The sequence below is a fragment of the Pseudomonas sp. BT76 TE3572 genome, from assembly GCF_050435365.1.
GTDB classification, from domain to species: Bacteria; Pseudomonadota; Gammaproteobacteria; order Pseudomonadales; family Pseudomonadaceae; genus Aquipseudomonas; species Aquipseudomonas fluorescens_W.
Genome location: NZ_JBNDKE010000001.1, coordinates 2,692,292 through 2,717,370 on the forward strand (window position 1 = coordinate 2,692,292; position 25,079 = coordinate 2,717,370).

Below are 25,079 nucleotides of genomic sequence, written 5' to 3' on the forward strand. Positions count from 1 at the left end.
TTAGTCCGGCTTGCCATCAACCACACCGGCGGTGTTGTCGATCAGGCTCTTGGTCGCCGTTTGCAGGAAGGCTTCGAGCTTGAGTTTCAGCTCAGCGGTACGCGGTGCATCCGGAACGATCTCGGCGTGAGGTGTTGCGCCCAGTTCGTACTGGTACATCTTCGGCGCCATTTCCTTTTCCTTCGGCAGCACCAGAATCTGATCAGCCGTGATGATGGCGGTGGTCTGCTCGCTACCCGACGGCTTGATCACGCCAAAACCGGTGTCGCCTTCAGGCAGGTTGAGCAAATCGCGGCCCCAGCACTGATGACGCACTTCGCCACCGATGCGGCCCATGATGGTCGGCACGATGTCGATCTGAGTGCCTACGGTATGGTCACGCTGGCCGAATTTTTCCTGGATGCCCGGTGCGATCATCAGCATCGGCACGTTGAAGCGGCCCAGGTCCATTTCGGTGATCTGGCGCTCATTGCCAAAACCGTGGTCGCCGACGATCACAAACAGGGTTTCCTTGAAATACGGCTCCTTGCGGGCCTTTTCAAAGAACTGGCCCAGCGCCCAGTCTGCGTAGCGCATGGCGGTCAAATGCTCGTTCAGACTACCGCGATCGGTCACGCGCTCAACCGGCAATGGTGTCGGCAAGGCATAGGGCGTGTGGTTGGACAGGGTTTGCAGCAGCGCATAGAACGGCTTGCCGTTTTCCCGTGCCTTGAGCTCCACCAGACCACGGTCGAACATGTCCTGGTCGGACACGCCCCAGGTCGGATCGGAGAACACCGGGTTCACGAAGTCGTTACGACCAATGAAGTTGGTCATGCCCTGGTTGCTGAAGAAACCCGACTGGTTATCCCAGGCGAAGTCGCCGTTGTAGACGTACACGTCTCCATAGTCACGGGCACTGAGCAATTGCGGCAGGCCGGACAACTTGTGGCTGCCTTCCGGCGTCTGCATCAGGTATTCGAAACCCGGCAGGTTCGGGAAGCAGGCCATGGTGGCGAACATGCCCTGGTGGGTATGGGTGCCGTTGGAGAAGAAGCGGTCGAACAGCAGGCCTTCTTTCGACAATTTGTCGAGGTACGGCGTGATGTTGCCCGGTGCGCCCAAGGCGCCCACCGAGTGACCGGCCATGCTTTCCATCAGGATCACGACGACGTTCTTGATTGGCAGGGTCTTGTCGGCCGGCGGCGTGTAGTCGCGACGCACGGCTGCAGTTTCGGCATCCACCAGTTTGTCGTCTGCCATTACCAGCATGTCACGCACGATTTTCTGCGCTTCAGGCTGTGGCAACGTGGCCTTCCAGACGTTGTCGCGATCTTCGGACATACGGCTCTTGGCCGCGGCGACCAGCGACAAGGTGCCGTTGAGGCCCAACTGGTTGGCGAAGTTCGAGTTGGTGGTGTAAACGTCACCCCAACGCAGCGGCGGGCCCTGACGCAGGGTGCCACGAGCGGCGACCACGCAGACCAGCAGGCAGACGACGAACACTGTGAGGCGCGCATACCAGGGGGCGATCTGGCGCGTGCCGATGCTGCCGCCGCTGAAGGGACCGCGAGGCCGGGTGGCGCGGTCGGCGCCTTTGAACGCCAGGGTCAGGATCAACGTGCCCACGGCCCAGGCCAGCAGGTAGCGAACCACCGGGAAACCGTACCAGAGCATGCTCATCACAGTTTTCGGGTCTTCCTTTACATATTGGAAGACCAGGCCGTTGAGGCGCTGGTGGAACTCGCGGTAGAAGTCCATCTCCATCAGGCCCAGGAACAGCGCGATGCTCGAGGCGATGGTCAGCCAGAACCGGAAGAATCCGCGTGCGGCCATCGCCCGGGCGCTGAACAGCGCCAGCAGCAATGGAATGCTGAGGTAGACCACCAGGCGCAGGTCGAAACGCAGACCGTTGGCGAATGCTTCGAGAAAGGTCGAGGCCGGGGTGTCGAGGATCATCTCGCGGTTGTATACCAGCAGCGCAACGCGCAGCAGGCTGAACATGACCATCATGACCAGGGCACACAGCAGCGTGTAGGCCAGATGCGATTTGACGGTCGGTTGCAGCAGGCGACTAGAAGCTCGCTGCTGACTCAGGGCGTCCGGGTTTGCCATGTCGTTTTAGGACCCATTGGAAGTTGAAGTTTCAAAAATACAGCGGCGCCTTGCCCTCTGTTGGCCAGTTCTCGGCCCCGGGGCTTGCGCGGTGCGCAAATGTTGCACGATCACTCGCGGCATTGCCATTGATTACTGTCCGCATGTTGGCGCGGGCGAATTGTCTTGGAGGCTTTGTGAAAATTTCGTGCAACGTATATTCGGAAACAAAATAAAATTCCTAGCTCCGAATGCCCGTTAGTTCGGGGGTATATCCGTTTCTTCGGTAATAGCTGCTCTTTGATCGGGGGCATATCCGTTTCTGCGGTAACGGCCGCTTAGGGTTCCGCCCTTACGGCGGGTCACTTGGAAAAGCCCCAAGTAACCAAGGGCTCTTGCCCCGCCATTCGGTGCCTCGCCCAGGCTCGGCATGCCCTCACTCCGGCATTGCTCCGGGGGCCCGCCGCCATCGGCCATCCATGGCCGGGGGCGGCTACCGCGGCATCCTTGCCGCGGTGCCCCCTGCGCAACGCCTGCGTTCGGCCTCTGGGAAAGGGGCGGCAGATCTGAAGCCAAAGCAAAGCAACAGCAACAGCAACAGCAACGGCAAGATCAACAGCTTCGCGAGCAAGCCCGCTCCCACATAAAGCAGATCGGCGGACAGCTTTTGCTCCTCACCACTCAACAGGCCGAGCGTTAGCTCGCCTGCAGCTTTTGATCTGGATGCACCGCCGCCTCGAGAGGCCGAGTGGAGGTTCTGCGCAGTGGGCAACCCGGCATGGATGCCGGGTTAGCCGCCCCCGGCCATGGATGGCCGATGGCGGCGGGCCCACGGAGCAGGACCGGAGCGAGGGCATGCCGAGCCTGGGCGAGGCACCGAACGAAAGGGGCAAGAGCCCTTGGTTACTTGGGGCTTTTCCAAGTGACCCGCCGTAAGGGCGGAACCCTAAGCGGCCATTACCGCAGGAACGGATATGCCCCCAATCAAATAATCCGCCCCACCCAATAGAAAACGCCCCAAACAAGTCAGGGCGTTTTATCAAAAAGAGCGATTACTTCTCGGCGCGTTCTTTCAGGGCTTTCAAGGTATTGAACGGCGCATCGACCACAAACTTGTTGGCCACCATCGACGGAATGCTACCGCCCGGCTCAGTGTGCACCTGATAAGTCACTTCAATCTGATCGCCCTTGGGCACGAACTTCCAGAAACCGTCGACCTTGGTAACCCGGACGAAGCCTTTTTCTTCGGGAAGGTACTTCGGTACGCCTTCGAGCTTGCGGGTCAAGCTGCCGTCAGCACCCTCGATGGTGGTCACATGCAGCACCGAATCACGCTCAGTAACCGGCCAAGGAGTATTGAACTGGGTGTAGGTCCAGCTCTGATCACCTTCGTGCTTGAGCAATTTCTGGGTCTTGCATTCGTGAATCCAGGCACAGGCCCCTGGCACGTCTTCCTGCAATGCGCGCAGTTTGGCCACGGTGGTCTTCATCAGCGTGACACCACGGTAGGCCTTGTAATCTGAGCCGGCCACCTCGCTCAAGGAGATCTTGATGCCGTCCTGTTCCTTGGCGACTTTCCAGTCTTCGGCGTGAGCAGCCGTGGTGGCGAACATTACCGTCAAACCACACAACACAGCCATACGATGCAGCGAACCCATAATCTTATTCCTTATTGTTGAAGATCCGTTCGTTGAACACATCACGCCGCCGTCATTTGCTCCCACCAACCCAGCAATTTGATCGCTTCGTCACTGCTGTTTCCGCAGACTTCGATGTCGGCTTCGAACGCCGAACACACTGCAGGACGTTCCGGTTTGCCGAAAATGCCGCACAGGTTATCGACAGAGAGTTGTACGCAACGTTCTCCGGCGGGCTTGCCATTGGGCATGCCGGGAATCGGTGAACTGATGGAAGGGGCAATGCAACAGGCGCCACAGCCTTCACGGCATTTCATGACGACGAGCTCCTCGAAGGGCGATGTGTTAAAGGACGTGGCACAGAGTAACCGCTAAAACGCTTGTTTAAAATTGTCTGGACCCGGGTTTTTACGCTTAAAGGAGCGTGACTGACCAGTCTCCGACAAAGCGTCTGGCCATCGGGTCACGGACGGGAAGAAATTATCGTTTGAACTCGAATTCCAGCGCTGCGCCTTCGACTTCACGGCGCTCTTCGTTGCGCAGTTGCAACTTCATTTCGTTGCTGATCAACCTCCCGTTGAGCTGAAACGGACCCGCCTTCTCACCAAACATTTGCGGCAATACTGCATCGTGCCGTGGCAACGCTACCGTACCGAGCGGTTTCAGCTCCTCGGCCATGTCTTGGGGCAGGCTCAAATCCAGGTCGGCCGAAGGAAGCTTGGTTTTCGCGATTTCACTGGCGGATTTAGACTTGGAGGCAATCGGCGGTCGCTTTTTCACCTTGGCCGCTTTGTTTTTGACCGGCGCGGCTTTCTTGACCGGTGCCGGTTTTTTCGCGGTGGCGCTGGCTGCCGGTTTTTCTTGAACGGAAGCCGCCAATACGCCTTCTGTCTGGAAGGTCATCAGCAGGCAGATCGATAGCCAGACAGCGGGAAAAATCGGCTTCATGGACCCAACGGTACAAACGGCAGGAGCCATATGCTCGCCTGTTGCACGCGACATGACAAGCGCGGGCAGAAATAACCTGCCCGCCCCCTCAAAAGCCCCCGACCATCTCCTGACAGAGCTGGGTAGCGAGCATGCCCAGGGTCATCAACGCACGCTCGGCTTCACGGTTCCAAGGCGTGCCGCAGTTCAACCGAATGCAGTGATTGAACTGCTCGGTGTTACTGAAAATAAGCCCCGGCGCGATGCTGATGCCCTGCTGCAACGCACGAACATGCAGCTCCTGGGTGTTGACCCGCCCCGGCAGGCTGACCCACAGAATGAAGCCGCCGGTCGGCCGGGTCATCTGCGTGCCTTCCGGGAAGTATTGCTGCACCGCCAGTTGGAAAGCGCTGAGGTTCTTGCGGTACTCCTGACGGATATAGCGCAAATGCCGGTCGTAACCACCGTTCTCCAGGTAGGCCGCAATACCCATCTGCGTGACACTGCAGGCCGAATGGGTGCTGAAGGTCTGCAAACGCTGGATTTCCTGCTGGTACTTGCCGGCAATCATCCAGCCGATCCGCACGCCCGGCGACAAGGTTTTGGAGAAGCTTGAGCAATAGATCACCCGATCCAGTCGATCGTAGGCTTTCAGTGATTTGGTGCGACCCTGCTCGAACATCAGTTCGCCGTAGATATCATCTTCGACAATCTGGATATCGAAATCCGAGGCCAGCCGCAGCAGTTGCTTCTGCCGCTCTTCGGGCATGGTGCCGCCCAATGGATTGCTCAGACGAGTGGTCAGCACCAGCGCCTTGATCGACCACTGGTTGGCCGCCAGCTGCAACGCTTCGAGGCTCATGCCGGTGGCCGGATCGCTCGGGATCTCAATGACCTTGAGGCCCAGCAAGTCAGCCAGTTGCAGCAAACCGTAGTAGGTCGGCGATTCGGCGGCGATCAGGTCGCCCGGGCGAGTCAGCACTCGCAGGGACATCTGCAACGCATCGACGCAGCCGTGGGTAATCACCACTTCCGACGGATCGACCACCACGCCGGCATCGCGCATGCGGATCGCCACTTGTCGGCGCAACGGTTCGAAACCGGGGCTGAACATGTAACTGAACGCCCGCGGGCTATGGAAACGGGTGACTTTGGCCAGTTGCTGATGCAGCGCCCGCACCGGCAGATAATCAACGCTCGGTACCGCCGCGCCCAAGGGAAACACACCCTCGCGGCGGGATTCGACCAAGACTTGTTGGATGATGCTGCTGCGAGTGACCAGACCAGGACGCTCGACCCGGGCGATGTCCGGTGTCGGCGCGGTCAGGGCCGGGGTCTGGTGCACGTAGTAACCCGACTGCGGCCGGGCGCGGATCAACCCCTGATCCTCGAGGTTGGCGTAAGCCTGCAACACCGTCGCATGGCTGACGTTGAGCTGCGAGCTCATCTTGCGCACCGAAGGCACGCGTTCCCCCGGTTGATAGACGCCACGGCGGATGTCTTCGGCCAGTTGCTGAGCAATACGTTGGTAGAGCAAGAGATTGGTCATGACGCAGCACTCGATTTCACGGGCATTTTATTCTTGTGTGAAACAATACCGGAACAGTTTAGAAGTGTACTGGGACAGTTGCCACAATAGTCGACCGTACAGCGCAGTGTCAGCAAAAACTGTACTGTTTTGTGAGTTGATTAGCAGGCGTAAAAAAACCCGGCGCTGACGGGCAGGCCGGGTTTTCCAGTGACGCAGCCCTTAGCGGGCAGCGCCGAGCTGGCCTTTTTCGTCAGAGAACACAATTTCTACCCGACGGTTCTGCGCACGTCCCCGTTCGGAAGCGTTCACGTCGACCGGATATTCATCACCGTAGCCTTCGACCTGGATGCGTTTATCGTCGATGCCCAAATCCATCAGCACGTCCGCCACCGATTGCGCACGGTCACGGGACAGCTTGAGGTTTTCCTGCTTGCCGCCGGTACTGTCGGCGTAGCCTTCGATGCGCACCACGCGCTTGGGGTTGAGCTGCAGGAACTGCACGATCTTCAACACCACGCGGTTCGCCGAGTTTTTCAACTCCGCTTCGCCCGTGTCGAACAACACGTCGCCCAAGGTCATCACCAGACCACGGTCGGTCTGGGTGGTCGCCAACGCGACAATCTGTTCTTCGAGCCACTTGCCCTGCTGCTGCACGCTGAGCAGTTTGGATTCGCGCAGGGCCAGTTGCAGGCGCTGACGCTCCAGTTCGAGCTTCGCCGCACGTTCTTCGTTGAGCACCTGGTTGGTGTGTTCGCGCGCGATTTCGCTATAGCGCTCACTCAGGTAAGCGTAATGCAACACGTCCGTTCCACTGCCCCAGTAACTGGACAGACGATCGGCGCGGGCCAGCGACTCACCGGCACGAATCACGTCCTTGGGCGCGATTCGCAGCACGTTGGAATCTTCCTTGACCTTCTGGAAGTCAGTACTGGCCTGCTGCAACGCGGCCTCGCTGTGCTGACCGGCACAACCATAGAGGCTGGCGCAGCCTGCCAGGATCAAACCGCCCAGGGCTTTGGTCTTGAGGCTCATTGGGCATCTCCCAGTTGCTTGCGCAGGCGAGTGATGCGGGTATTAAGCACGTTCAACTGCTCCTCGCTCTTGAGGGTCAGAACCCGGGCTTCGGCCAGACGCGCGTCCAGCTCGGCCTGCTCGGCCCGCATGCGCGCGTTCTTGAAGGATTGGTCGTTCATGCTGCCCTTGGCGCGGTTGAACTTGTCTTCGGCCAGTTTCATTTCCGGCACGTCGGCGGAGGTGGCGCCCACGGCCTTGGCCTGCTCGAGTGCCTGTTCGGTCAGGCGCATTTGTTCATTCGGCGCCGGATCGGCTGCACAACCCGCCAGAGCCAGAACGGCCAGGGCAGCGAAAAGAGGTCGAATACTCACTAAAAATCCCTACTGTTTTGGGGTACTGACAGGTTGTTGCTGCGGTTGTGAGAGCTGCGCCTTCCAGCGCTCGATATTGCGTTGCAGCACGGCTTCCGTCAGTCCGGACGCGGGCAATTCTGTCATCTTTTTGGCCAGCTGTCCGCGCAACCACGGATCGTTGCAGGCGGAGTTGTGGGAAACCGCGAGGAACAGGCCAGGTTTGTCGATCGGTTGAGGACGGGCGATCAGGTCGTTGGCCAGGTTCAGTGTCTGCGCGGCCGCCATGCCCGAGTAGCGTCCGGCAAGGACAAATTCCACCTCACCCAGCAGCAATTTCTGAAAGGCCTGGGTCAGGTTAGGCGTACGGGCTAGGGTCAATTGCTGCTCGGCAAACGTGCCAAATGCCGGGGTCATACGAGACTTTTCCGACAATGCGCCGGGATGGCCGTGAAGGTCCTGCGCTTCGTTGTAGACCAGCGTCGAGTCTTTTCGGGTCCAGACCAGGTAATCGTTTTCCAGTAACGGCGGATGAATGTAATCCAGGGATTCCAGTTGACTGACCGTCAATGACGCATCCGCCAGCATGTCCATTCGCCCACTGCGCACTTCGTCCAGGGCCTGAGAGCGTTTGCCGGCGTAAAGCAGTTCAACCTTGATCCCCAACTCCCCCGCCACCTGCTGCAACAAATCTGCACTGGCGCCGATCAGGTGCTTGGGGTTTTGCGGGTCTTGCCACAGGTACGGCGGTGCGTCCGGACTGCCGGTGACCACCAGGCGTTCGCACTTGCCCGCGGCGACGGACAGCGCCGGCAACACCGTCAGACCCAGCAGCAATGACCAGCCGTAAACGCGGCGCAGATCCATGGCAATACTCTCCCACTCAAATCCGGAACAAAAAAAAAGCCCGACCAAAAGGTCGGGCTCTTTATAAGTCAGGCCGCTGGATTAGACCAGCTTCTCGAACTCAGGGATTGCTTCGAACAGGTCTGCCACCAGGCCGTAATCGGCCACCTGGAAGATCGGCGCTTCTTCGTCCTTGTTGATCGCGACGATCACTTTGGAGTCTTTCATGCCGGCCAGGTGCTGGATCGCGCCGGAGATACCGACGGCGATGTACAGCTGTGGAGCAACGATCTTGCCGGTCTGACCGACCTGCATGTCGTTGGGTACGAAACCGGCGTCGACCGCGGCGCGGGAAGCACCGACGGCAGCGCCCAGCTTGTCGGCCAGGGCGTACAGGTGTTTGAAGTTGTCGCCGTTCTGCATGCCGCGCCCGCCCGAAACAACGATCTTGGCAGCGGTCAGTTCCGGACGATCGGACTTGGCCAGTTCTTCGCCGACGAAGCTGGAAATCCCCGCATCGTGAGCAGCGGCAACGGCTTCAACAGCCGCCGAACCACCTTCAGCAGAAACCGGGTCGAAACCGGTGGCACGCACGGTGATCACTTTGACCGCAGCGTTCGATTGAACGGTGGCGATGGCGTTACCGGCGTAGATCGGGCGCTTGAACGTGTCAGCGCTTTCGACCGAGATGATCTCGGAGATCTGGTCAACGTCCAGCTGAGCGGCAACGCGCGGCAGGATGTTTTTGCCGTTGGAAGTGGCAGCAGCCAGGATGTGGCTGTAGCCCTTGCCCAACTCGGCCACCAGAGGAGCAACGTTTTCCGGCAGTTGGTGAGTGTAGGCAGCGTTGTCGGCCACCAGCACTTTCGCCACGCCAGCGATTTTCGCAGCGGCTTCAGCCACGGCGCCAGCGCCCTGACCTGCAACCAGAACGTGGATGTCACCACCGATTTTAACGGCGGCAGCCACGGTGTTCAGCGTGGCCGGGGCCAGCACTTTGTTGTCGTGTTCAGCAATAACCAAGATAGTCATTTAGATTACCTTCGCTTCGTTTTTCAGTTTCTCGACCAGTTCAGCCACCGACTTGACCTTGATACCCGCGCTGCGTGCAGCTGGCGCTTCGACTTTCACGGTCTTGTTGGTGGAGGCGGTGGAAACGCCCAAAGCGTCCGGAGTCAGCACTTCGAGAGGCTTCTTCTTGGCTTTCATGATGTTCGGCAGGGACGCGTAGCGCGGCTCGTTCAAACGCAGGTCGGTGGTGACGATGGCCGGCAGTTTCAGGGAAACTGTCTGCGCGCCGCCGTCGACTTCGCGAGTCACGGCAACGCTGTCGCCACTGATGTCGACTTTGGACGCGAACGTGCCCTGACCGTAGCCGCTCAATGCCGCGAGCATCTGGCCAGTCTGGTTGTTGTCGCTGTCGATGGCTTGTTTGCCAAGGATCACCAGCTGAGGCTGTTCCTTGTCGACAACAGCCTTGAGCAGCTTGGCAACGGCCAGCGAAGTCAGGTCTTCAGCGGATTCGACGAGGATGGCGCGGTCGGCACCCAGAGCCAGCGCGGTGCGCAGTTGCTCTTGAGCGGTGGACGGGCCGATGGAGACGACGACGATTTCAGTCGCAACACCTTTCTCTTTCAGGCGTACGGCTTCTTCCACTGCGATTTCGCAGAACGGGTTCATCGACATCTTGACGTTGGCGAGGTCGACGCCGGAATTGTCCGCCTTGACGCGAACCTTGACGTTGTAATCCACAACGCGTTTGACAGCTACAAGAACCTTCATGGATTCCTCGTTACTCTCCGGTGAAAAGAAAGTCGCCTAGGCGAACCTGGCGGTTTGATGCTCATCGGCGCAAGGGCACCTCTAAAAACGCTGGCAAAGGTGTCAAGTGACAAGCGCTCACGATGAAGATGACCGTTCGTCAGTGGTGACTGACGAGTCATTCATTATCGCGGCGTGTAAACTGCGCGCCAGAATCTGCACTGCGCATCACCTTGTACTGCCATCGCCCTGTCTTTAGAGGTGCTCTTGATACCAACAGTCAGCCTACGGCGAGCGCAAAACCGACCGTATCTTGACCGCAACGCCTATTCCGGTCAATACGGCAAAATGGCCAGTCATAAGCCGCGTGACTTTGATTTCTCTGGCTTTGAGCCGATTCAAACAAACGTTTGTATTGGACGCTAGGAGTGGTGTAGATATAATGCGCCACCTTAGAGAGAAAGGTGGCTCATCGATTGTCCTCTTCCTGCATTGCGCAGGAATTCATGGATGCGACACCAAACCTCCAATTAGAAAAAAAACTGTTGAGCCTTGAGTAGGAGATAACCTGTGGAACGCGAATACATGGAATTCGACGTGGTCATCGTCGGTGCCGGCCCCGCTGGTCTTTCCGCCGCCTGCCGATTGAAGCAGAAGGCCGCCGAAGCCGGTAAGGAAATCAGCGTCTGCGTGGTCGAAAAAGGCTCCGAAGTCGGTGCTCACATCCTGTCCGGCGCCGTGTTCGAACCACGCGCCCTGAACGAATTGTTCCCGGACTGGAAAGAACTCGGCGCCCCGCTGAACACGCCGGTCACCCGCGATGACATCTTCGTTCTCAAGAACGCCGACAGCGCGCAGAAGATTCCCGACCTCTTTGTGCCCAAGACCATGCACAACGAAGGCAACTACATCATCTCCCTGGGCAACCTGTGCCGCTGGCTGGCCCAGCAGGCCGAGAACCTGGGCGTGGAAATCTACCCGGGCTTCGCCGCTCAGGAAGCGCTGTTCGACGAGAACGGCGTGGTTCGCGGGATCATCACCGGCGATCTGGGCGTTGACCGCGAAGGTCACCCAAAAGAAGGCCTTTACACCCCGGGCATGGAACTGCGTGGCAAGTACACGCTGTTCGCCGAAGGTTGCCGTGGCCACATCGGCAAGCAACTGATCAAGCGCTTCAACCTCGACAGCGATGCCGACGCCCAGCACTACGGCATCGGCCTGAAAGAAATCTGGGAAATCGACCCGGCCAAGCATCAACCCGGCCTGGTGGTCCACACCGCCGGCTGGCCGCTGGACATCATGGGCACCGAGAACACCGGTGGCTCGTTCCTCTATCACCTGGAAAACAACCAGGTTGTAGTCGGTCTGATCGTTGACCTGTCCTACAGCAACACTTACCTGTCGCCGTTCGACGAGTTCCAGCGCCTCAAGCATCACCCGGTGCTCAAGCAGTACCTGGAAGGCGGCAAGCGCATCAGCTACGGCGCTCGCGCCATCTGCAAAGGCGGCCTGAACTCGCTGCCGAAAATGGTCTTCAAGGGCGGCGCGCTGATCGGTTGCGACCTCGGCACCCTGAACTTCGCCAAGATCAAAGGCAGCCACACCGCCATGAAGTCCGGCATGCTCGCCGCTGAATCCGTGGCCGAGGCGCTGTTCGCCGAGAAAGACGGCACCGAAGAGCTGACCACTTACGTCGACGCGTTCAAGAAGAGCTGGCTCTACGACGAACTGTTCGCCAGCCGCAACTTCGGCCCGGCGATCCACAAGTTCGGCGCCATCGTCGGTGGCGGTTTCAACTGGCTCGACCAGAACATCTTCGGCGGCAAACTGCCGTTCACCTTGCACGACACCAAGCCGGATTACGCTTGCCTCAAGCTTGCGGCCGACTGCAAGAAGATCGACTACCCGAAACCGGACGGCAAGATCAGCTTCGACAAACTCAGCTCGGTGTTCATCTCCGGTACCAACCATGAAGAAGAACAGCCATGCCATCTGAAGCTGGCCGACGCGAGCATCCCGATCGCCAAGAACCTGCCGCTCTACGATGAGCCTGCCCAGCGTTACTGCCCGGCCGGCGTGTACGAAGTGGTGACCAAGGAAGACGGCGAGAAGCGCTTCCAGATCAACGCCCAGAACTGCGTTCACTGCAAGACCTGCGACATCAAGGACCCTGCACAGAACATCACCTGGGTAGCGCCGGAAGGCTCTGGCGGCCCGACTTACCCGAACATGTAAGTCGAACGGCTGAACATCAAGGCTCCCGAACGGGGGCCTTTTTGTTGCCTGCCATTTAAGCCACACCACAATCCCCCTGTAGGAGTGAGCCGGCTCCGGGCGGCGTTCCGACGATTGCGGTGTGTCATCCAGAATAGATGTCGACTGACCTACCGCAATCGCGAGCAGGCTCACTCCTACAGGGGCCTCATTGCCAACTCAGGCCGCGCGTTCATCCCCGGGATTACGCTCGAAGTAGCGCTTGTACTCGCGACTGAACTGCGACGTACTTTGATACCCGACCCGATGCGCCACCTGCGCCACGCCCAATCCCTCGCCCAGCAATAACTGCTGGGCCCTGAGCAAACGCAAACGCTTCAAATACTGCACCGGCGACAACAAGGTGCTGCGTTTGAAATGCTCGTGAAACGTCGACGCACTCATGTTCGCGCAACTTGCCAGGGTTTCGACGTTCAGCGGCTCGGTGTAATGCGCATGCAGATGGCTGAGCGACGCCGCGATCCGGGCGAACTGCCCCTGTTGCTCGACCAGCGCCCGCAGCACATCGGCTTGCGGCCCGCGCAAGGCGACGAACAACAACTCGCGCAATCGCGCCTGCCCCATCACCTGGCATTCCAGCGGATCGTGCAGGCAACGCAGCAGCCGTTCAACACAACCACGCATCGCATCGTCGAGCACCGCCGAGGTCATGGACGCTGGCGTTTGCGCCGCAATACTACGCCCGGGCGCCAGCCCCATGGCCAAGACCAACTCACCGAGCAACACCCGGTCAATGGCGATGGAAACGCCCAGCATCGGGCCATCGGGTGCTGAAAACGTCTCGCACTCGAACGGCACCGGCAATGCCTGAATCAAATAATGCCCGGCGCCGTATTCCAGTGTACGCGGCCCCAGATACGCCAGTTTGCTGCCCTGGGCGATGATGACCAGGCTCGGCTCGTAAATCTGAGGGCCACGGGCCACATCGCAACTGGCCCGCAAAACCTGCACACCCGGCAACGCCGTGGGCGCGAAACCGTCGCGATTAGTCAAAGGCTGAATCAGCGAAACCAGCGTGGCATTGGCATCCAGATGACGGGTCAACAACATGAGAGCTCTTCACAAAAAAGTCGCGGAAACAGGGATGAAAGCATCATCGCAGGTCTGATGACCAATGCGACCCATTGAAGGCTGATGCCGGAGGATTAGGCATGACACCCGGAGGAATCGCCATGGCCGATGGCCGGTGCGGCGCCCAGAATGCGCCACCTCACCCGTCACAGCTTTTGCGAGGTTCATCATGTACACCGCCATCGGATACGCCGCCCAGTCGGCCACCACTCCCCTCGCCCCCGTGAAATTCGAGCGCCGCAGCCCACGGGCTGACGACGTTGCAATCGACATTCTCTACTGCGGCGTCTGCCATTCCGACATCCATCAGGCACGCAACGAGTGGGGCATTGCCGTTTACCCACTGATGCCCGGCCACGAGATCGTAGGCAAAGTTACCGCCGTCGGTGCGAATGTCACCAAGCATAAAATCGGCGATCTGGTCGGTGTCGGCTGCATGGTTGATTCCTGCCGCAGTTGCGAAGCCTGCCAGTCGAACCTCGAGCAATACTGCCTCGAAGGTCCGACCATGACTTACGCCACCCCGGACCGCGTCGATGGCAGCAACACCATGGGCGGCTATTCCGACAGCATCGTGGTCAGCGAACATTTCGTGGTGCGCATCCCGGAAAAACTCGACCCGGCCAGCGCCGCGCCGATCCTGTGTGCCGGCATCACCACCTACTCGCCGCTCAAGCACTACGGCGTGAAGGCGGGCGATAAGGTCGGAATTCTCGGCATGGGCGGCCTCGGCCACATGGGCATCAAGTTCGCCAAAGCGATGGGCGCCGAAGTGACGCTGTTCACTCGCTCGGCGAGCAAGGCTGAAGAAGGTCGTCGCCAGGGTGCGGACCACGTGATCGTGTCCACCGATGCCGAACAGATGAAGGCTGCGGCAGGACATTTCGACTTCCTGCTGGACACCATTCCGGTGCAGCACGACCTCAATCCCTACCTCGATACGCTACGTTTCGACGGCGTGCACATTCTGGTGGGCTTGATTGAACCGATCGATCCACCGGTCCACGCTGCCAAACTGGTATTGGGCCGCCGTGTGCTGGCCGGCTCGCTGATCGGCGGCATCGCCGAAACCCAGGAAGTGCTGGATTTCTGTGCCGAGCACAACATCACCTGTGACATCGAAATGCTCGACATCCGCCAGATCAACGAGGCTTACGCCCGCATGATCGCCGGTGATGTGAAGTACCGCTTTGTGATTGATATGGCGACGCTGAAAGTCTAATCAGACCTTCGCGCCAAGCTCCGCCGACAGCCGGGCTGTGACCCCTTTGATCAGGGGAATCAGCTCGGCCATTTTCTCCAGCGGCATGTACGGCACAGTGCTGGCGATGCTGATGCCGGCAACGATGCGTTTGCTGGCATCGCGGATCGGCGCCGCTACACAGCGGATCGACGGTTCGTTGTCTTCCAGATCGAAGGCATAACCGCCTGCCACATACTCCACCATACGCTGCTGAAACTGCTCCCAGGACTGCTCCGGGTGCTGCGGCCAGAACTGATTTTTCCCACCCGCCGGCAAGCTGACTTCGTACAGCCGCTGCCATTCTTCCTGCGTGTCATCGAGCATCAGCGCCTTGCCGATCCCGGTGCGCGCCAATGGCATGCGATGGCCAACCCGCGAACGCATTTCCGGGCCATTGCGCCCCGGATTCTTGTGCAGGTACAGCACCTCGTCGCCTTCGCGAATCGCCAGGTGAATGGTGTCGCCGGTCAACGCCGACAACTCATCCAGATACGGCCCGGCCAATGTGACCAGCGGCAATTCTTCACGCGCCTGGAAGCCCAGCTCGATCAACTTCGGCCCCAACAGATAGCCGACTTGCGGCACCACGCGCAGATAACGCTCGTCCACCAGGCAACTGGCCAGTCGATGAGTGGTGCTGCGCGTGGTGCCGATCAGCCGGGCGATCTCCTTGAGATCGCGGGCACCACTGGCCACGGCCTGAACCACACCCAAACCACGAAGCAGTGTCTGGGTGCCGGTCGGGGCAGCGTCCTTGGCGATTTTTGGGGCGTCTTCCTGCATATCCAGCCTTTACCGTTGAGCGAGTGAACGGGCGGCATTATGGTCGCCCGCATGCCGCAACTACAACTTGATACGCTCGACTTTGCCGACCAGCAAGATGTAGGAAAGCGCGCCAATCAACGCCAGAACCGAGATATAGGTGATCGCCGGGGCGAACGAATCACCGGTAGCGAGGAAACCGATGACGATCGGCGTGGTAATCGCCGACAGGTTGCCGATGAAGTTGAACACCCCACCGGTCAACCCGAGCAATCGTGCCGGGGCCAACGTTGAAACCAGCGACCAGGTGATCGAAGCCAGCCCGTTACCGAAGAACGCCAACGCGAGGAAGGCAATCACCAGCGGTGTCGACTCGACGAAGTTGGCGCCGATAATCGAAGTGGAAATCAGCAGGCCGCCAATGATCGGTAACTTGCGGGCGAAACCTACGGTGTAGCCGCGGCGGATCAGCCAGTCGGAGAAAAACCCCGAACAAAGCACACCGACGAAGGCGGCGAGAAACGGCAGCGACGCCAACAGGCCGGACTTGATGAAGTCCATGCCGCGATATTTCACCAGGTAGGTCGGGAACCACGTCAGAAAAAACCACAACGTCGAGTTGAGGCAGAACTGGCCGAGATAGATGCCCCACAACTTGCGTTTGGTCAGCACGATGCCGAGGTCGGTCCAGCTGAATTTGGCTTTGACTTTGGCTTGTTCAGCCTGGATATCCACCAGCCCGCCGCCCTCGCGGATCAGGTCGATTTCGGCGTCATTGGCGCCTTTGAAATCCCGTGGCTCGCGATACACCGCGTACCAGATCACCGCCCAGAGAATGCCCACCGCACCGGTGCTGACAAACACCATGTGCCAGCCATATTGATGTTGCAGCCAAGCCAATACCGGTGTCAGGAACGCCAGTCCGACGAACTGCCCGGACGTGTAGAAACCAATGGCGGTAGCGCGTTCGCGCTCGGGGAACCAGGTGGTGACCACACGGCTGTTGATCGGATACGCCGGCGCTTCCAGTGCACCGACTGCCATGCGCAATACGAACAGTGCGATGAAGCTAGCCGCGAAGCCGAGCATGACAGTGGCGATCGACCATAGCAGCAACGCGACGCTGTAAAGGATGCGCGGCGGAACGCGATCCACCAACCAGCCGCCGGGGATTTGCATGGCGGCGTAGGTCCAGCCGAATGCCGAGAAAATCAGTCCGACGTGGATCGGGTCGATGCCCAGTTCGCTGGTGAGTGCCGGAGCGGCGATGGACAGGTTGCTGCGGTCCAGGTAGTTGATCACCACGGTGATAAACAGCAGCACCATGATGAAAAAACGCTTGCGACTGGGCGTCACCAACGACGCCTGCCCTGCGAGGGTTTGCGGTTGCATGGGGAATGCCTCTTCTTATGTTTATTGAGGTCGATTTGAAGGCTTGCGCTGCACCCTGTGGGAGCGGGCTTGCCCGCGATGGCGGCGGCACATTCGGTATTGATGTGACTGACAGGACGCTATCGCGGGCAAGCCCGCTCCCACAGGGACTTGTGGTAGATCAGAGATCGATCACCACTCGGCAAAACTGCCATCGGCATGGCGCCAGATCGGGTTGCGCCAGCGGTGGCCGACGGCCGCGCGTTCGATCACGTATTCCTCGTTGATCTCGATCCCCAGGCCCGGGCCATTCGGGATTTTCACGAAGCCTTTGTCGTAGTCGAACACCCGCGGATCCTTGACGTAATCCAGCAGGTCATTGCTCTCGTTGTAATGAATGCCCAGGCTCTGTTCCTGGATGAACGCGTTGTAGCAAACCGCATCCAGCTGCAAACACGCCGCCAGTGCAATCGGGCCCAGCGGGCAGTGCAGCGCCAGCGCCACGTCGTAGGCTTCGGCCATGTTGGCGATCTTGCGGGTTTCGGTGATACCGCCGGCGTGAGACGCGTCCGGCTGGATGATGTCGACGTAGCCTTCGCTGAGCACACGCTTGAAATCCCAGCGCGAGAACAGCCGCTCACCGAGGGCAATCGGGGTGCTGGTCAGCGGCGCCAATTCTTTCAGCGCTTCGTAGTTTTCGCTGAGTACTGGCTCTTCGATGAACATCAGTTTGTACGGATCAAGTTCCTTCATCAGCACCTTGGCCATAGGCTTGTGCACCCGGCCATGGAAGTCCACGCCGATGCCGACGTTCGGCCCCACCGCATCGCGCACGGCGGCGACGTTGGCCAAGGCCAGGTCGACTTTTTCGAAGGAATCGAGGAATTGCAGTTCTTCGGTGCCGTTCATTTTCACCGCAGTGAAACCACGCTCGACGGCCTCTTTCGCGGCGCGAGCGGTGTCTGCCGGCCGGTCGCCGCCGATCCACGAATAGACACGAATCTTGTCTCGCACCTGCCCGCCCAGCAGATCGCTGACCGACACCCCCAGGGCTTTGCCCTTGATGTCCCACAACGCTTGATCGATACCGGCCAACGCGCTCATGTGGATTGCGCCGCCCCGGTAGAAGCCGCCGCGGTAAAGCACGGTCCAGATGTCTTCAATGTTGCGTGGGTCTTTGCCGATCAGGTAGTCGGACAATTCTTCAACGGCAGCCGCCACCGTGTGGGCACGACCTTCGACCACAGGTTCGCCCCAGCCCGTCACGCCCTCGTCGGTTTCGACCTTGAGGAAGCACCAGCGCGGCGGAACGATGAAGGTGGTCAGTTTGGTGATTTTCATCTCATTGTCTCTCTTATAGATGTAGCGCTCGCAGCGCCAAAAAGTCTTAGCGAAGGGCTTTCCAGGCAGCGACATACGCCTTGGCGTTTACGGCCACTTCCTCTGGCGTCATCCCCGGTTTGAATAACCCGGAACCGAGGCCGAAACCTTTGACGCCCGCGTCGATAAACACCTGCATGTTGTCCGGTGTGATCCCGCCGACCGGCGCCAGAATCGTTCCCGCAGGCAGCACCGCGAGCCAGGCTTTGACGACTGCCGGGCCCATCTGCTCGGCCGGGAACATCTTCAGTACGTCCGCCCCTTCGGCCAATGCAGCAAAGGCTTCAGTCGGTGTGGCCACACCCGGCGACAGGAACAGCCCCGCCGCTTTCGCTGCGCGCAACACCTTGGCATCGCTGTGTGGCATGACGATCACCTGACCGCCCGCCGCTTTCACTTGCTCGACCTGCTCCGGCGTCAACACCGTGCCGGCGCCGATCAGGCAATCGGCGGGCAAGGTACTGCGCAGGATGCGGATACTTTCGTACGGTTCAGGGGAATTGAGCGGCACTTCGATGACGCGAAATCCGGCGGCATAAAGGACTTCGCCGATGGCTGCCGCTTCTTGCGGGCGCAGGCCACGCAAAATCGCGATCAGACCGTTTTGCGCCAATGCTTGCTTGAGCATGTCAGACCTCCAGTCAGGTTTAACGGGATGGGTTGGGTGCGATCAGTCCGGCGGCAACCGCCAGTTGCCACAAGCCGCGCTCGGTGGCTTGTTCGGCCAGGGTCACCCGGGCAAAACCACAGGCGTCGAGCGCCCGGCTGTAGCGGGCACAGAGTTGGGCGTTGCCGATGAGGATGATCGAAGGCAGATGAACGCTGTTGCGTCGGCGGCGCTGAACACTCGCCAACGCTGACAGTTCATGGCCGATCAACAGACCGGACAAGTAATCCGGCTGGGCAGTGGCGCTGAGTTCGCCCGTCAACCCGAGGCTGCGGGCACTGAACAATGTCGACAGCGGGCCGATCTCGCCATCCGCCGACAGGGCCACCTGCACACCACGATCGAAGGCGTGGCCATCGAAGGACGCGCCCTTTTGCTGGGTGCGCCCCAGAATGCTGTGTTCGCTGAGCACGGCGAAGACTTCGCCGGTCATGAAGGTATCGAACCGCACGATGCAGCCGTCAGCCACTTCCACCCATTTCGAATGACTGCCCGGCAGGCCGATCAACAGATCGCCACCCGCCTCGGCCGGCAGATTCTGCAGGACGCCGAGCACTTGGGTTTCTTCGCCGCGCATCACGTTTGGCAAGCGAGACCGCTGAATCACGCCCGGCACGATGTGCACATCGACACCGCGAAGACTGCGAACCGTTTGTAGGGAGGTTCCGAGATTGGCGACGTTCGCCGGCGTATCGCAGTAGGCCGCTTCACGCCAGCCTTGTGCGCTGCCGACCATACCGCAAGCAATCACCGGCAAATCGGGCTGCGCGTCGAGCCAGTCACCGCAGGCCTCATCGAAGGCCAGTTCAAAACCGTCGGTACATTCCTGACCCGCGATCATTCGCGGCGTACCGGGCAGCTGCATGATCCCCGACGACAGCGAACGCTGTTCGAGCACCTGGCCACCCGTGGTGAGTTTGTAAGCACGTAATGAGGTTGTCCCCCAATCGAGCGCGATCAATTGCGCCAGCATCGCTTCACCTGTTTTGTTTATTGGCAGTGAGTGAGCTGGACTATAAACCCGGACGCAACAAAATCTCAATATATAAATATCAATCCCATATATTGAGATGAAACCAAAAAAAGATCGCAGCCTTCGGCAGCTCCTACGGATAGGTGTAGGAGCTGCCGAAGGCTGCGATCTTCAATAGACGCCGGTTGCGATCTAGCCCTCGGCAAACTCCCGCAACACCGCCCCGTCCATCCGATACCGCACCCACTCTTCCTGCGGCTGCGCGCCCAACGATTTGTAGAATTCGATCGCCGGTTTATTCCACTCCAGCACGCTCCACTCAAATCGACCGCAATCATTGGCGCAGGCGATTTTCGCCAGGTGGCGCAGCAAGGTTTTACCCGCCCCGCCGCCACGTTGTTCGGGGGTGATGTAGAGGTCTTCGAGGTACAGGCAGTTGCTGCCCAGCCACGTGGAATAACTGAAGAAAAACACCGCAAAGCCAATTGGCGAGCCATCGCGTAGGCAGATCAGCCCGTGAGCGGTGGCGCCTTCGCTGAACAGGCTGCGCTCGATGTCGGCGACACTAGCGATGACTTCGTGGCGGGCACGTTCGTAGTCGGCCAGTTCGGTGATGAACCCGAGGATTTGCGGTGCATCGCTCGGGGTCGCCGGGCGGATCTCGATCGTCATGGACGTGCCTTCGTCAAAAGAGGAAAACGCCATACTAAGTCGGCGCGCGTCGCTCGTCACATGGCAAAGCCAAAACGTCATCCGCCGAACCCGCCCAAGGCTTTACTCCGGCCAGCGCTAACCCTGAAATCGATAACCTCATACCTGACATCAGCGCCTTGCGTGATAGATAGATGAAGCTCTCTTCTATCGGGTCAAGGAACCGCGTCATGCCTAGTGCAACACCTCAAGTCTCCAGCAGATTGTTCGGCCTGTTTTGCCTGGCCAGCTATTTGCTGTCGCTGTCCTATGGCTCGACCTTTTTGCTGTCGTTGTTGATCGGTTCCCGCGGCGGCAACGAGCACGATGCCGGCAGTGTTATTTCGGCGGCGATGCTCAGTACGTTTGCAGCGGTGATCGTCTCCGGGCACTTGTCCGATTTGCTCGGCGCGGCGCGTTCGATTGCGTTGTTCGGCATTCTGCTGGTGGCCGCCAGCCTGGGCTTCGCCTTGGCGCCAGGCTTCGGCAATTTGCTGTTGTTTTTCGGGCTATTGCTGGGACTGGGTTGGGGCGTGTTCTATACCCTCGGCCCGATCATTGTGGCGAGTCTGGTAACGCCTGCCCAACGGGCGAAATACTTTGCGCTGCTGTCGGGCAGCATGATGACCGGGATCGGCAGCGGTCCCTTGTTAGGCCGCGCTGCCAGTGCCCTCGGGTATCCGATCACCGCGGCGTTTCACCTCGCGGCGCTGGCCAGCCTGATCGGTGTGCTGCTGTTCTGGCGGTTGGATTCGCAGCTGAAAAAAGCGCCGGGGCACTCGGCAGCGGTGTCACGAATTTCCTGGCGTGCGGCGGTGCAAGTGCTGTCGTCCAGAGCGGTGTTCCCGATCATCATGGTCGGCCTCGGTGGCTGCGTATTCGGCGGTCTGTCGAGTTTTCAAACCAGTTACGCGGCGGCGCGTTCACTCGACTATTCACTGTTCTTCCTCGGCTTCATGAGCGCAGCGATCAGCAGCCGCATGCTGATCGCCGGTTTCGTGGTCAAGCGCGACCCGTTCCGGGCGTCCTGCCTGCTGTCGGGCTTGATGATGGGCTCGATCCTGATGTTCGCTTTTGTGGTCAACGACGGCTTCAGCTACGTGCTGGCGGCGGTGATGCTCGGGGTCGGTTACGGGCTGACCTATTCGGTGATCAACGGCCTGGCGGCCAACGAGGCACCGAACGGCACCACCGCGCAATCCTTGCTGCTGTTCAGCCTGTCCTACTTTATCGGCGTGTTTGGCTTTCCGTTGCTGGCCGGGAAAATCATCGTGGAACAGGGGATGGCGACGCTGTTGCTCACGGTGTTAGGGGTTGCTGTATTGAATTGGCTGATCAGCGTCGGTCGTCTGATCTGGCGTCGGGCCGTTACCAGCAAAGCGTTGCAGCAGGCCTAGACCGTTCGTCGTTCATCAGGCACCAATCCAAATCGGGGGCTGACCAATATCAGATAAGGACTCTAATTAAATGGACCTATCCACACCACGAAGAGGTAACCATGAACGCCGATAAAAACCTTGAGAATGAAGTCCTGACCCGTCTGCTGCATGCCCATCCAAGCGGTTTGGGCAAAGAGGTCCTGGACAATTACCGCGGGGAGAGAGTCGTGGCCAGCACCCTCGCCACGCTGCAGGATCGTGGATTGATCCAGCATGGTCATGTGATCTGCAACGAGGCCGGTGAGCACTCGTTGAACCTGCCGATCAAACTCAGTGCCGCAGGGGTTGAGGCGGCGCGCAAGCTGGACGTTTAACAAGACGAATCAGGTCGCAGTCGTGCGCGGCTGCGACCAGGTAAGGTCAGGATTGATGTTGAATCTTATGGCCTCATCGCGAGCAGGCTCGCTCCTACAGGGGATTTGTGTCGTTCACAGATTCAGTGTAGGAGCGAGCCTGCTCGCGATGGCGGCCGATCAGGCGCCGGAGGTCTGGCTGATTAACGCATCCACTTCCGCAGCCCCCGGCGAAGTCGCCGGCCCCCATCGAGTCACCGCCAACGCCGCCGCCGCATTAGCCCGCCGCGCCGCGTCAACCGGGACCAACCCTTGCGCCAACTCGGCCACAAATACCCCGGCATGCGCATCCCCCGCGCCATTGCTGTCCACCGCCTCAACCTTGAAACCCGGCACATGCTGGCGGTCTCCGCGCTGGCTGATCCAGCACCCTTGCGGGCCGTCACGCACCACCATCAACACGTCGGCCGGCAGGTGATCGGCCAACCGGCTCAAGGCCTCGGCAATGTCCGACGCACCGGTAAACTTCAACGCCTCGACACTGTTGCTGGTCCATAGATCGATGCGCGCCAGCAAGGCTTGCATCAACGGCTCATCCGGTGAATCCACCAGTGGGCCCGGATCGAACACCACGTTGATTCCTCGCGGCAAATCCAGCACCCAATCCACCAGTGCCCGGGCTTTGCCGCCATGCAGCAGGCTGTAGCCGCTGACGTAGACATAGTCACCCGCCCTGGCCGGCACGCTGGCCAAATCCTCGGCATTCAGCTCACCTTCAGCACCGATATAGGAAATGAAACTGCGCTCGGCCGAGGCTTCGGTCAACGCGACGCACAATCCCGTATCCCGTTCGGCGCGGTGAGTGATGCCGATCCGAATACCTTCAGCGTTCATCGCCTCACGGGCAAGATCACCGAAACGCCCGGTGCCGTGGCGACCGAGGTACACCACCGGCAAGCCATTGCGCTGGGCGGCAGCCATCACATTGAAGCCGCCGCCAGCCTCGAAACTGGCGGATTGCGCCAGCACGTCGCCGCCCGAATGCGGCAGTTTATCCACGGCCATGACCAGGTCGATCATGACCTGGCCGGTGTGCAGCAATCTAGGCATGAGCGTTCTCGACCAACGCAGCGCGGCGATCCTTGGCCCCGCCGAGTACAAAGTAAATGCCGCCGGCCACCAGGAACGTCACGATCCAGCCGAGGCCGTTATGGCCCAGCCAAGAGTCGGACAGGAAACCGCGGAACCAGACAGTTTGTTCGGTGGTGCCGATGGTGGTGAAGCTGAAGCCCAGCACGATTGCCACCGCCCATGCACCGAAGGCACGCCACTCGATACCGCCGCTGTACCAGTAAGCGCTGCTCGGGCTGACGTCCAGCAGGTCTTGGGGGCTGTAGTAATGACGATGGATCAGGTCGACGACGAAGATCCCGACCCACGCGGTGATCGGCACCGCCAGCAGCGAAATGAAGGTAATGAACGGGCCGTAGAAACTGTCGGCGATCAGCATGAAATAGATCGAACCGGCGAAAATCGCAACGATGTCGACGACCACCGCGTAAACGCGTTTGACCTTCAGGCCGAGGGTCAGCGTGGTCAAACCGGCGGAGTACACCGACAGGTTGTTCGACAGCAGCAACCCGCCGAACGCGGTGATCAGGTACGGCACGGCCATCCAGGTCGGCAGCATGTCGCGGATGGCAATGATCGGGTCAGTGGCGGAGGCCAGGTCATTGTTGCCCACTGACAGCAGACCGCCGAGGGTGATCAGCAGCACCAGCGGAATCCCCGCGCCGAACGCTGCCGACGCCACCAGGCGTGCGGCTTTGACGCTGCGGTGCTGGTAGCGCGACATGTCGGCACCGGCGTTGGCCCAACCGATCCCGGTGCCGGCAGCCATGGTGCCGACGCCGATAATCATCGCGCTCAGCGGTGCCGGTGTGGCGTTGAACACCGCGCTCCAGTCGATGGTGGCGCAGAGGAAACCGCCGACCAAAATGTTCAGCGCACCGAACACGTAGGTTGCCCACTTCTGGATGACCAGCAAGGTGGCGTGACCAAGACCCGACACCGACAGGGTCAGCAGCACGAAAATCGCAATGAAGATCAACGTCAGCACAGGCGCGCTTTTGGCTTCCACCGGCGAGCCGAACAGGATCGAGCACAGCGACAACAACACGAACGCGGCGGTGGTGGTGTTGACGGTTTCCCAGCCGAGACGCGACATCAGCGAGACCAGGGTCGGGCCGATGTTGCCGCGTACGCCGAAGATCGCTCGCGACAACGTCAGGCTCGGGGCGCGACCACGGCGACCGGCAATGGAGATGATCCCGACCACCGCGAAGGAACCGGCAGCCCCCAGGATCGCGACGATGATCGCCTGCCAGATCGCCAAGCCGCGAAAGGCTACAAGGGTCGCACCCAGCGGCAGGCCGAGGATGGAGATGTTGGCAGCAAACCAGACCCAGAACAGTTGCAACGGATGACCGTTGCACTCTGCTTCCGGCACCGGTTCGATGCCACGGGTTTCCAGTTGCCCGGCGCTTGGCCCGGCGTTTGTTGAACTCATGTGAAATGCTCCTGTTGCCTTTGTTGTGGTTGTGGGCAATTGCGGAAGTCGACATAACATCCCGGCGGTCCTGGCCGTGTTTGTGCGATCCATTGCGGTGAAAAATTCAAGTAGGCGGCGCGCCTATCGCGAGCAAGCTCGCTCCCACAGGTACGGCGTGTACCGTGCGGCCTGCACTATCCCTGTAGGAGCGAGCCTGCTCGCGAAG

23 protein-coding genes are annotated in these 25,079 nt (G+C 59.9%); 4 read left to right on the top strand and 19 right to left on the bottom strand.

Annotated elements, in window-relative coordinates; translation table 11 throughout:
* The 10 genes from ABH912_RS12330 to ABH912_RS12375 all read right to left on the bottom strand — a co-directional run bounded on the left by ABH912_RS12330 (nt 1) and on the right by ABH912_RS12375 (nt 10,160).
* Nucleotides 1-2,094: an LTA synthase family protein gene (locus ABH912_RS12330; protein WP_033055269.1), complete on the bottom strand. Its 2,094-nt coding sequence runs from the start codon at nt 2,092-2,094 to the stop codon at nt 1-3.
* A 1,031-nt stretch (nt 2,095-3,125) separates the two neighbouring features.
* The gene (locus ABH912_RS12335; RefSeq protein ID WP_033055268.1) at nt 3,126-3,731 is read right to left on the bottom strand and encodes an START domain-containing protein; all 606 of its coding nucleotides are present in this window, start codon (nt 3,729-3,731) and stop codon (nt 3,126-3,128) included.
* A gap of 41 nt (nt 3,732-3,772) precedes the next feature.
* Nucleotides 3,773-4,027: a YkgJ family cysteine cluster protein gene (locus ABH912_RS12340; protein ID WP_033055267.1), complete on the bottom strand. Its 255-nt coding sequence runs from the start codon at nt 4,025-4,027 to the stop codon at nt 3,773-3,775.
* A gap of 163 nt (nt 4,028-4,190) precedes the next feature.
* Complete coding sequence (locus ABH912_RS12345; RefSeq protein WP_033055265.1) at nt 4,191-4,658, bottom strand: hypothetical protein; 468 nt, start codon at nt 4,656-4,658, stop codon at nt 4,191-4,193.
* 88 nt (nt 4,659-4,746) lie between these two features.
* A complete protein-coding gene (locus ABH912_RS12350) occupies nt 4,747-6,186 on the bottom strand; it encodes a PLP-dependent aminotransferase family protein (RefSeq protein WP_008146981.1) in 1,440 nt (479 codons plus the stop codon).
* Between the two features lie 201 nt (nt 6,187-6,387).
* On the bottom strand, nt 6,388-7,200 hold the full coding sequence (locus ABH912_RS12355) for an OmpA family protein (RefSeq protein WP_033055264.1): 813 nt from the start codon (nt 7,198-7,200) through the stop codon (nt 6,388-6,390).
* Nucleotides 7,197-7,553, bottom strand: coding sequence for a DUF4398 domain-containing protein (locus ABH912_RS12360; protein WP_033055263.1), 357 nt, complete (start codon nt 7,551-7,553; stop codon nt 7,197-7,199). Before ABH912_RS12360 ends, ABH912_RS12355 begins: the two co-directional genes overlap by 4 nt.
* Before the next feature lie 9 nt (nt 7,554-7,562).
* Nucleotides 7,563-8,399 carry a substrate-binding periplasmic protein gene (locus ABH912_RS12365; protein ID WP_429510793.1) on the bottom strand — a complete coding sequence of 279 codons (837 nt, stop codon included), beginning with the start codon at nt 8,397-8,399 and terminating at the stop codon, nt 7,563-7,565.
* Nucleotides 8,400-8,480: 81 nt separating this feature from the next.
* The gene (locus tag ABH912_RS12370) at nt 8,481-9,410 is read right to left on the bottom strand and encodes an electron transfer flavoprotein subunit alpha/FixB family protein (RefSeq protein WP_415773734.1); all 930 of its coding nucleotides are present in this window, start codon (nt 9,408-9,410) and stop codon (nt 8,481-8,483) included.
* Nucleotides 9,411-10,160, bottom strand: coding sequence for an electron transfer flavoprotein subunit beta/FixA family protein (locus tag ABH912_RS12375; RefSeq protein WP_033057000.1), 750 nt, complete (start codon nt 10,158-10,160; stop codon nt 9,411-9,413).
* A 549-nt stretch (nt 10,161-10,709) separates the two neighbouring features.
* Between ABH912_RS12375 and ABH912_RS12380 the strand changes: the two genes are divergently transcribed.
* Nucleotides 10,710-12,374 (top strand): electron transfer flavoprotein-ubiquinone oxidoreductase, encoded by a 1,665-nt coding sequence (locus ABH912_RS12380; protein WP_046056117.1) that lies wholly within the window; start codon nt 10,710-10,712, stop codon nt 12,372-12,374.
* Nucleotides 12,375-12,572: 198 nt separating this feature from the next.
* Here the strand turns inward: ABH912_RS12380 and ABH912_RS12385 are convergent, their stop codons facing one another.
* The gene (locus ABH912_RS12385; protein WP_429510794.1) at nt 12,573-13,463 is read right to left on the bottom strand and encodes an AraC family transcriptional regulator; all 891 of its coding nucleotides are present in this window, start codon (nt 13,461-13,463) and stop codon (nt 12,573-12,575) included.
* A gap of 190 nt (nt 13,464-13,653) precedes the next feature.
* Here ABH912_RS12385 and ABH912_RS12390 point away from each other — a divergent pair, with 190 nt between their 5' ends.
* Nucleotides 13,654-14,706, top strand: a complete 1,053-nt coding sequence (locus ABH912_RS12390) for an NAD(P)-dependent alcohol dehydrogenase (RefSeq protein WP_033056996.1) — start codon at nt 13,654-13,656, stop codon at nt 14,704-14,706.
* On the opposite strand, the gene ABH912_RS12395 is transcribed toward ABH912_RS12390, so the two are convergent.
* From ABH912_RS12395 to ABH912_RS12420, 6 genes are all read right to left on the bottom strand, one after another.
* The gene (locus ABH912_RS12395; protein ID WP_008152270.1) at nt 14,707-15,510 is read right to left on the bottom strand and encodes an IclR family transcriptional regulator; all 804 of its coding nucleotides are present in this window, start codon (nt 15,508-15,510) and stop codon (nt 14,707-14,709) included.
* Between the two features lie 60 nt (nt 15,511-15,570).
* A complete protein-coding gene (locus tag ABH912_RS12400; protein ID WP_033056994.1) occupies nt 15,571-16,881 on the bottom strand; it encodes an MFS transporter in 1,311 nt (436 codons plus the stop codon).
* A 171-nt stretch (nt 16,882-17,052) separates the two neighbouring features.
* Nucleotides 17,053-18,201: a galactonate dehydratase gene (gene dgoD / locus ABH912_RS12405; protein WP_008152275.1), complete on the bottom strand. Its 1,149-nt coding sequence runs from the start codon at nt 18,199-18,201 to the stop codon at nt 17,053-17,055.
* A 46-nt stretch (nt 18,202-18,247) separates the two neighbouring features.
* Nucleotides 18,248-18,868: a 2-dehydro-3-deoxy-6-phosphogalactonate aldolase gene (locus ABH912_RS12410; protein WP_123364819.1), complete on the bottom strand. Its 621-nt coding sequence runs from the start codon at nt 18,866-18,868 to the stop codon at nt 18,248-18,250.
* Between the two features lie 19 nt (nt 18,869-18,887).
* Nucleotides 18,888-19,880 (bottom strand): 2-dehydro-3-deoxygalactonokinase, encoded by a 993-nt coding sequence (locus ABH912_RS12415; RefSeq protein WP_429510795.1) that lies wholly within the window; start codon nt 19,878-19,880, stop codon nt 18,888-18,890.
* 192 nt (nt 19,881-20,072) lie between these two features.
* The gene (locus tag ABH912_RS12420; protein ID WP_033057004.1) at nt 20,073-20,552 is read right to left on the bottom strand and encodes a GNAT family N-acetyltransferase; all 480 of its coding nucleotides are present in this window, start codon (nt 20,550-20,552) and stop codon (nt 20,073-20,075) included.
* Nucleotides 20,553-20,761: 209 nt separating this feature from the next.
* Between ABH912_RS12420 and ABH912_RS12425 the strand changes: the two genes are divergently transcribed.
* Nucleotides 20,762-21,967, top strand: a complete 1,206-nt coding sequence (locus ABH912_RS12425; protein ID WP_429510796.1) for an MFS transporter — start codon at nt 20,762-20,764, stop codon at nt 21,965-21,967.
* Nucleotides 21,968-22,068: 101 nt separating this feature from the next.
* Nucleotides 22,069-22,323: a hypothetical protein gene (locus ABH912_RS12430; protein WP_033056985.1), complete on the top strand. Its 255-nt coding sequence runs from the start codon at nt 22,069-22,071 to the stop codon at nt 22,321-22,323.
* Nucleotides 22,324-22,482: 159 nt separating this feature from the next.
* On the opposite strand, the gene ABH912_RS12435 is transcribed toward ABH912_RS12430, so the two are convergent.
* Both ABH912_RS12435 and ABH912_RS12440 read right to left on the bottom strand, forming a co-directional pair.
* The gene (locus ABH912_RS12435; RefSeq protein WP_429510797.1) at nt 22,483-23,412 is read right to left on the bottom strand and encodes a PfkB family carbohydrate kinase; all 930 of its coding nucleotides are present in this window, start codon (nt 23,410-23,412) and stop codon (nt 22,483-22,485) included.
* Nucleotides 23,405-24,871 carry a purine-cytosine permease family protein gene (locus tag ABH912_RS12440; protein WP_033056982.1) on the bottom strand — a complete coding sequence of 489 codons (1,467 nt, stop codon included), beginning with the start codon at nt 24,869-24,871 and terminating at the stop codon, nt 23,405-23,407. The genes ABH912_RS12435 and ABH912_RS12440 overlap by 8 nt, the downstream gene beginning before the upstream one ends.
* Nucleotides 24,872-25,079: the final 208 nt, after the last annotated feature.

Bases quoted from the DNA above. Each gene is read 5' to 3' on its own strand.
- ABH912_RS12330 (WP_033055269.1), bottom strand. From the start codon at position 2,094: ATGGCAAACCCGGACGCCCTGAGTCAGCAGCGAGCTTCTAGTCGCCTG.
- ABH912_RS12340 (WP_033055267.1), bottom strand. From the start codon at position 4,027: ATGAAATGCCGTGAAGGCTGTGGCGCCTGTTGCATTGCCCCTTCCATC.
- ABH912_RS12440 (WP_033056982.1), bottom strand. From the start codon at position 24,871: ATGAGTTCAACAAACGCCGGGCCAAGCGCCGGGCAACTGGAAACCCGT.
- ABH912_RS12390 (WP_033056996.1), top strand. From the start codon at position 13,654: ATGTACACCGCCATCGGATACGCCGCCCAGTCGGCCACCACTCCCCTC.
- ABH912_RS12410 (WP_123364819.1), bottom strand. From the start codon at position 18,868: ATGCTCAAGCAAGCATTGGCGCAAAACGGTCTGATCGCGATTTTGCGT.
- ABH912_RS12435 (WP_429510797.1), bottom strand. From the start codon at position 23,412: ATGCCTAGATTGCTGCACACCGGCCAGGTCATGATCGACCTGGTCATG.
- ABH912_RS12420 (WP_033057004.1), bottom strand. From the start codon at position 20,552: ATGACGATCGAGATCCGCCCGGCGACCCCGAGCGATGCACCGCAAATC.
- ABH912_RS12425 (WP_429510796.1), top strand. From the start codon at position 20,762: ATGCCTAGTGCAACACCTCAAGTCTCCAGCAGATTGTTCGGCCTGTTT.
- dgoD (WP_008152275.1), bottom strand. From the start codon at position 18,201: ATGAAAATCACCAAACTGACCACCTTCATCGTTCCGCCGCGCTGGTGC.
- ABH912_RS12350 (WP_008146981.1), bottom strand. From the start codon at position 6,186: ATGACCAATCTCTTGCTCTACCAACGTATTGCTCAGCAACTGGCCGAA.
- ABH912_RS12355 (WP_033055264.1), bottom strand. From the start codon at position 7,200: ATGAGCCTCAAGACCAAAGCCCTGGGCGGTTTGATCCTGGCAGGCTGC.
- ABH912_RS12365 (WP_429510793.1), bottom strand. From the start codon at position 8,399: ATGGATCTGCGCCGCGTTTACGGCTGGTCATTGCTGCTGGGTCTGACG.
- ABH912_RS12400 (WP_033056994.1), bottom strand. From the start codon at position 16,881: ATGCAACCGCAAACCCTCGCAGGGCAGGCGTCGTTGGTGACGCCCAGT.
- ABH912_RS12375 (WP_033057000.1), bottom strand. From the start codon at position 10,160: ATGAAGGTTCTTGTAGCTGTCAAACGCGTTGTGGATTACAACGTCAAG.
- ABH912_RS12345 (WP_033055265.1), bottom strand. From the start codon at position 4,658: ATGAAGCCGATTTTTCCCGCTGTCTGGCTATCGATCTGCCTGCTGATG.
- ABH912_RS12430 (WP_033056985.1), top strand. From the start codon at position 22,069: ATGAACGCCGATAAAAACCTTGAGAATGAAGTCCTGACCCGTCTGCTG.
- ABH912_RS12415 (WP_429510795.1), bottom strand. From the start codon at position 19,880: ATGCTGGCGCAATTGATCGCGCTCGATTGGGGGACAACCTCATTACGT.
- ABH912_RS12385 (WP_429510794.1), bottom strand. From the start codon at position 13,463: ATGTTGTTGACCCGTCATCTGGATGCCAATGCCACGCTGGTTTCGCTG.
- ABH912_RS12395 (WP_008152270.1), bottom strand. From the start codon at position 15,510: ATGCAGGAAGACGCCCCAAAAATCGCCAAGGACGCTGCCCCGACCGGC.
- ABH912_RS12335 (WP_033055268.1), bottom strand. From the start codon at position 3,731: ATGGGTTCGCTGCATCGTATGGCTGTGTTGTGTGGTTTGACGGTAATG.
- ABH912_RS12370 (WP_415773734.1), bottom strand. From the start codon at position 9,410: ATGACTATCTTGGTTATTGCTGAACACGACAACAAAGTGCTGGCCCCG.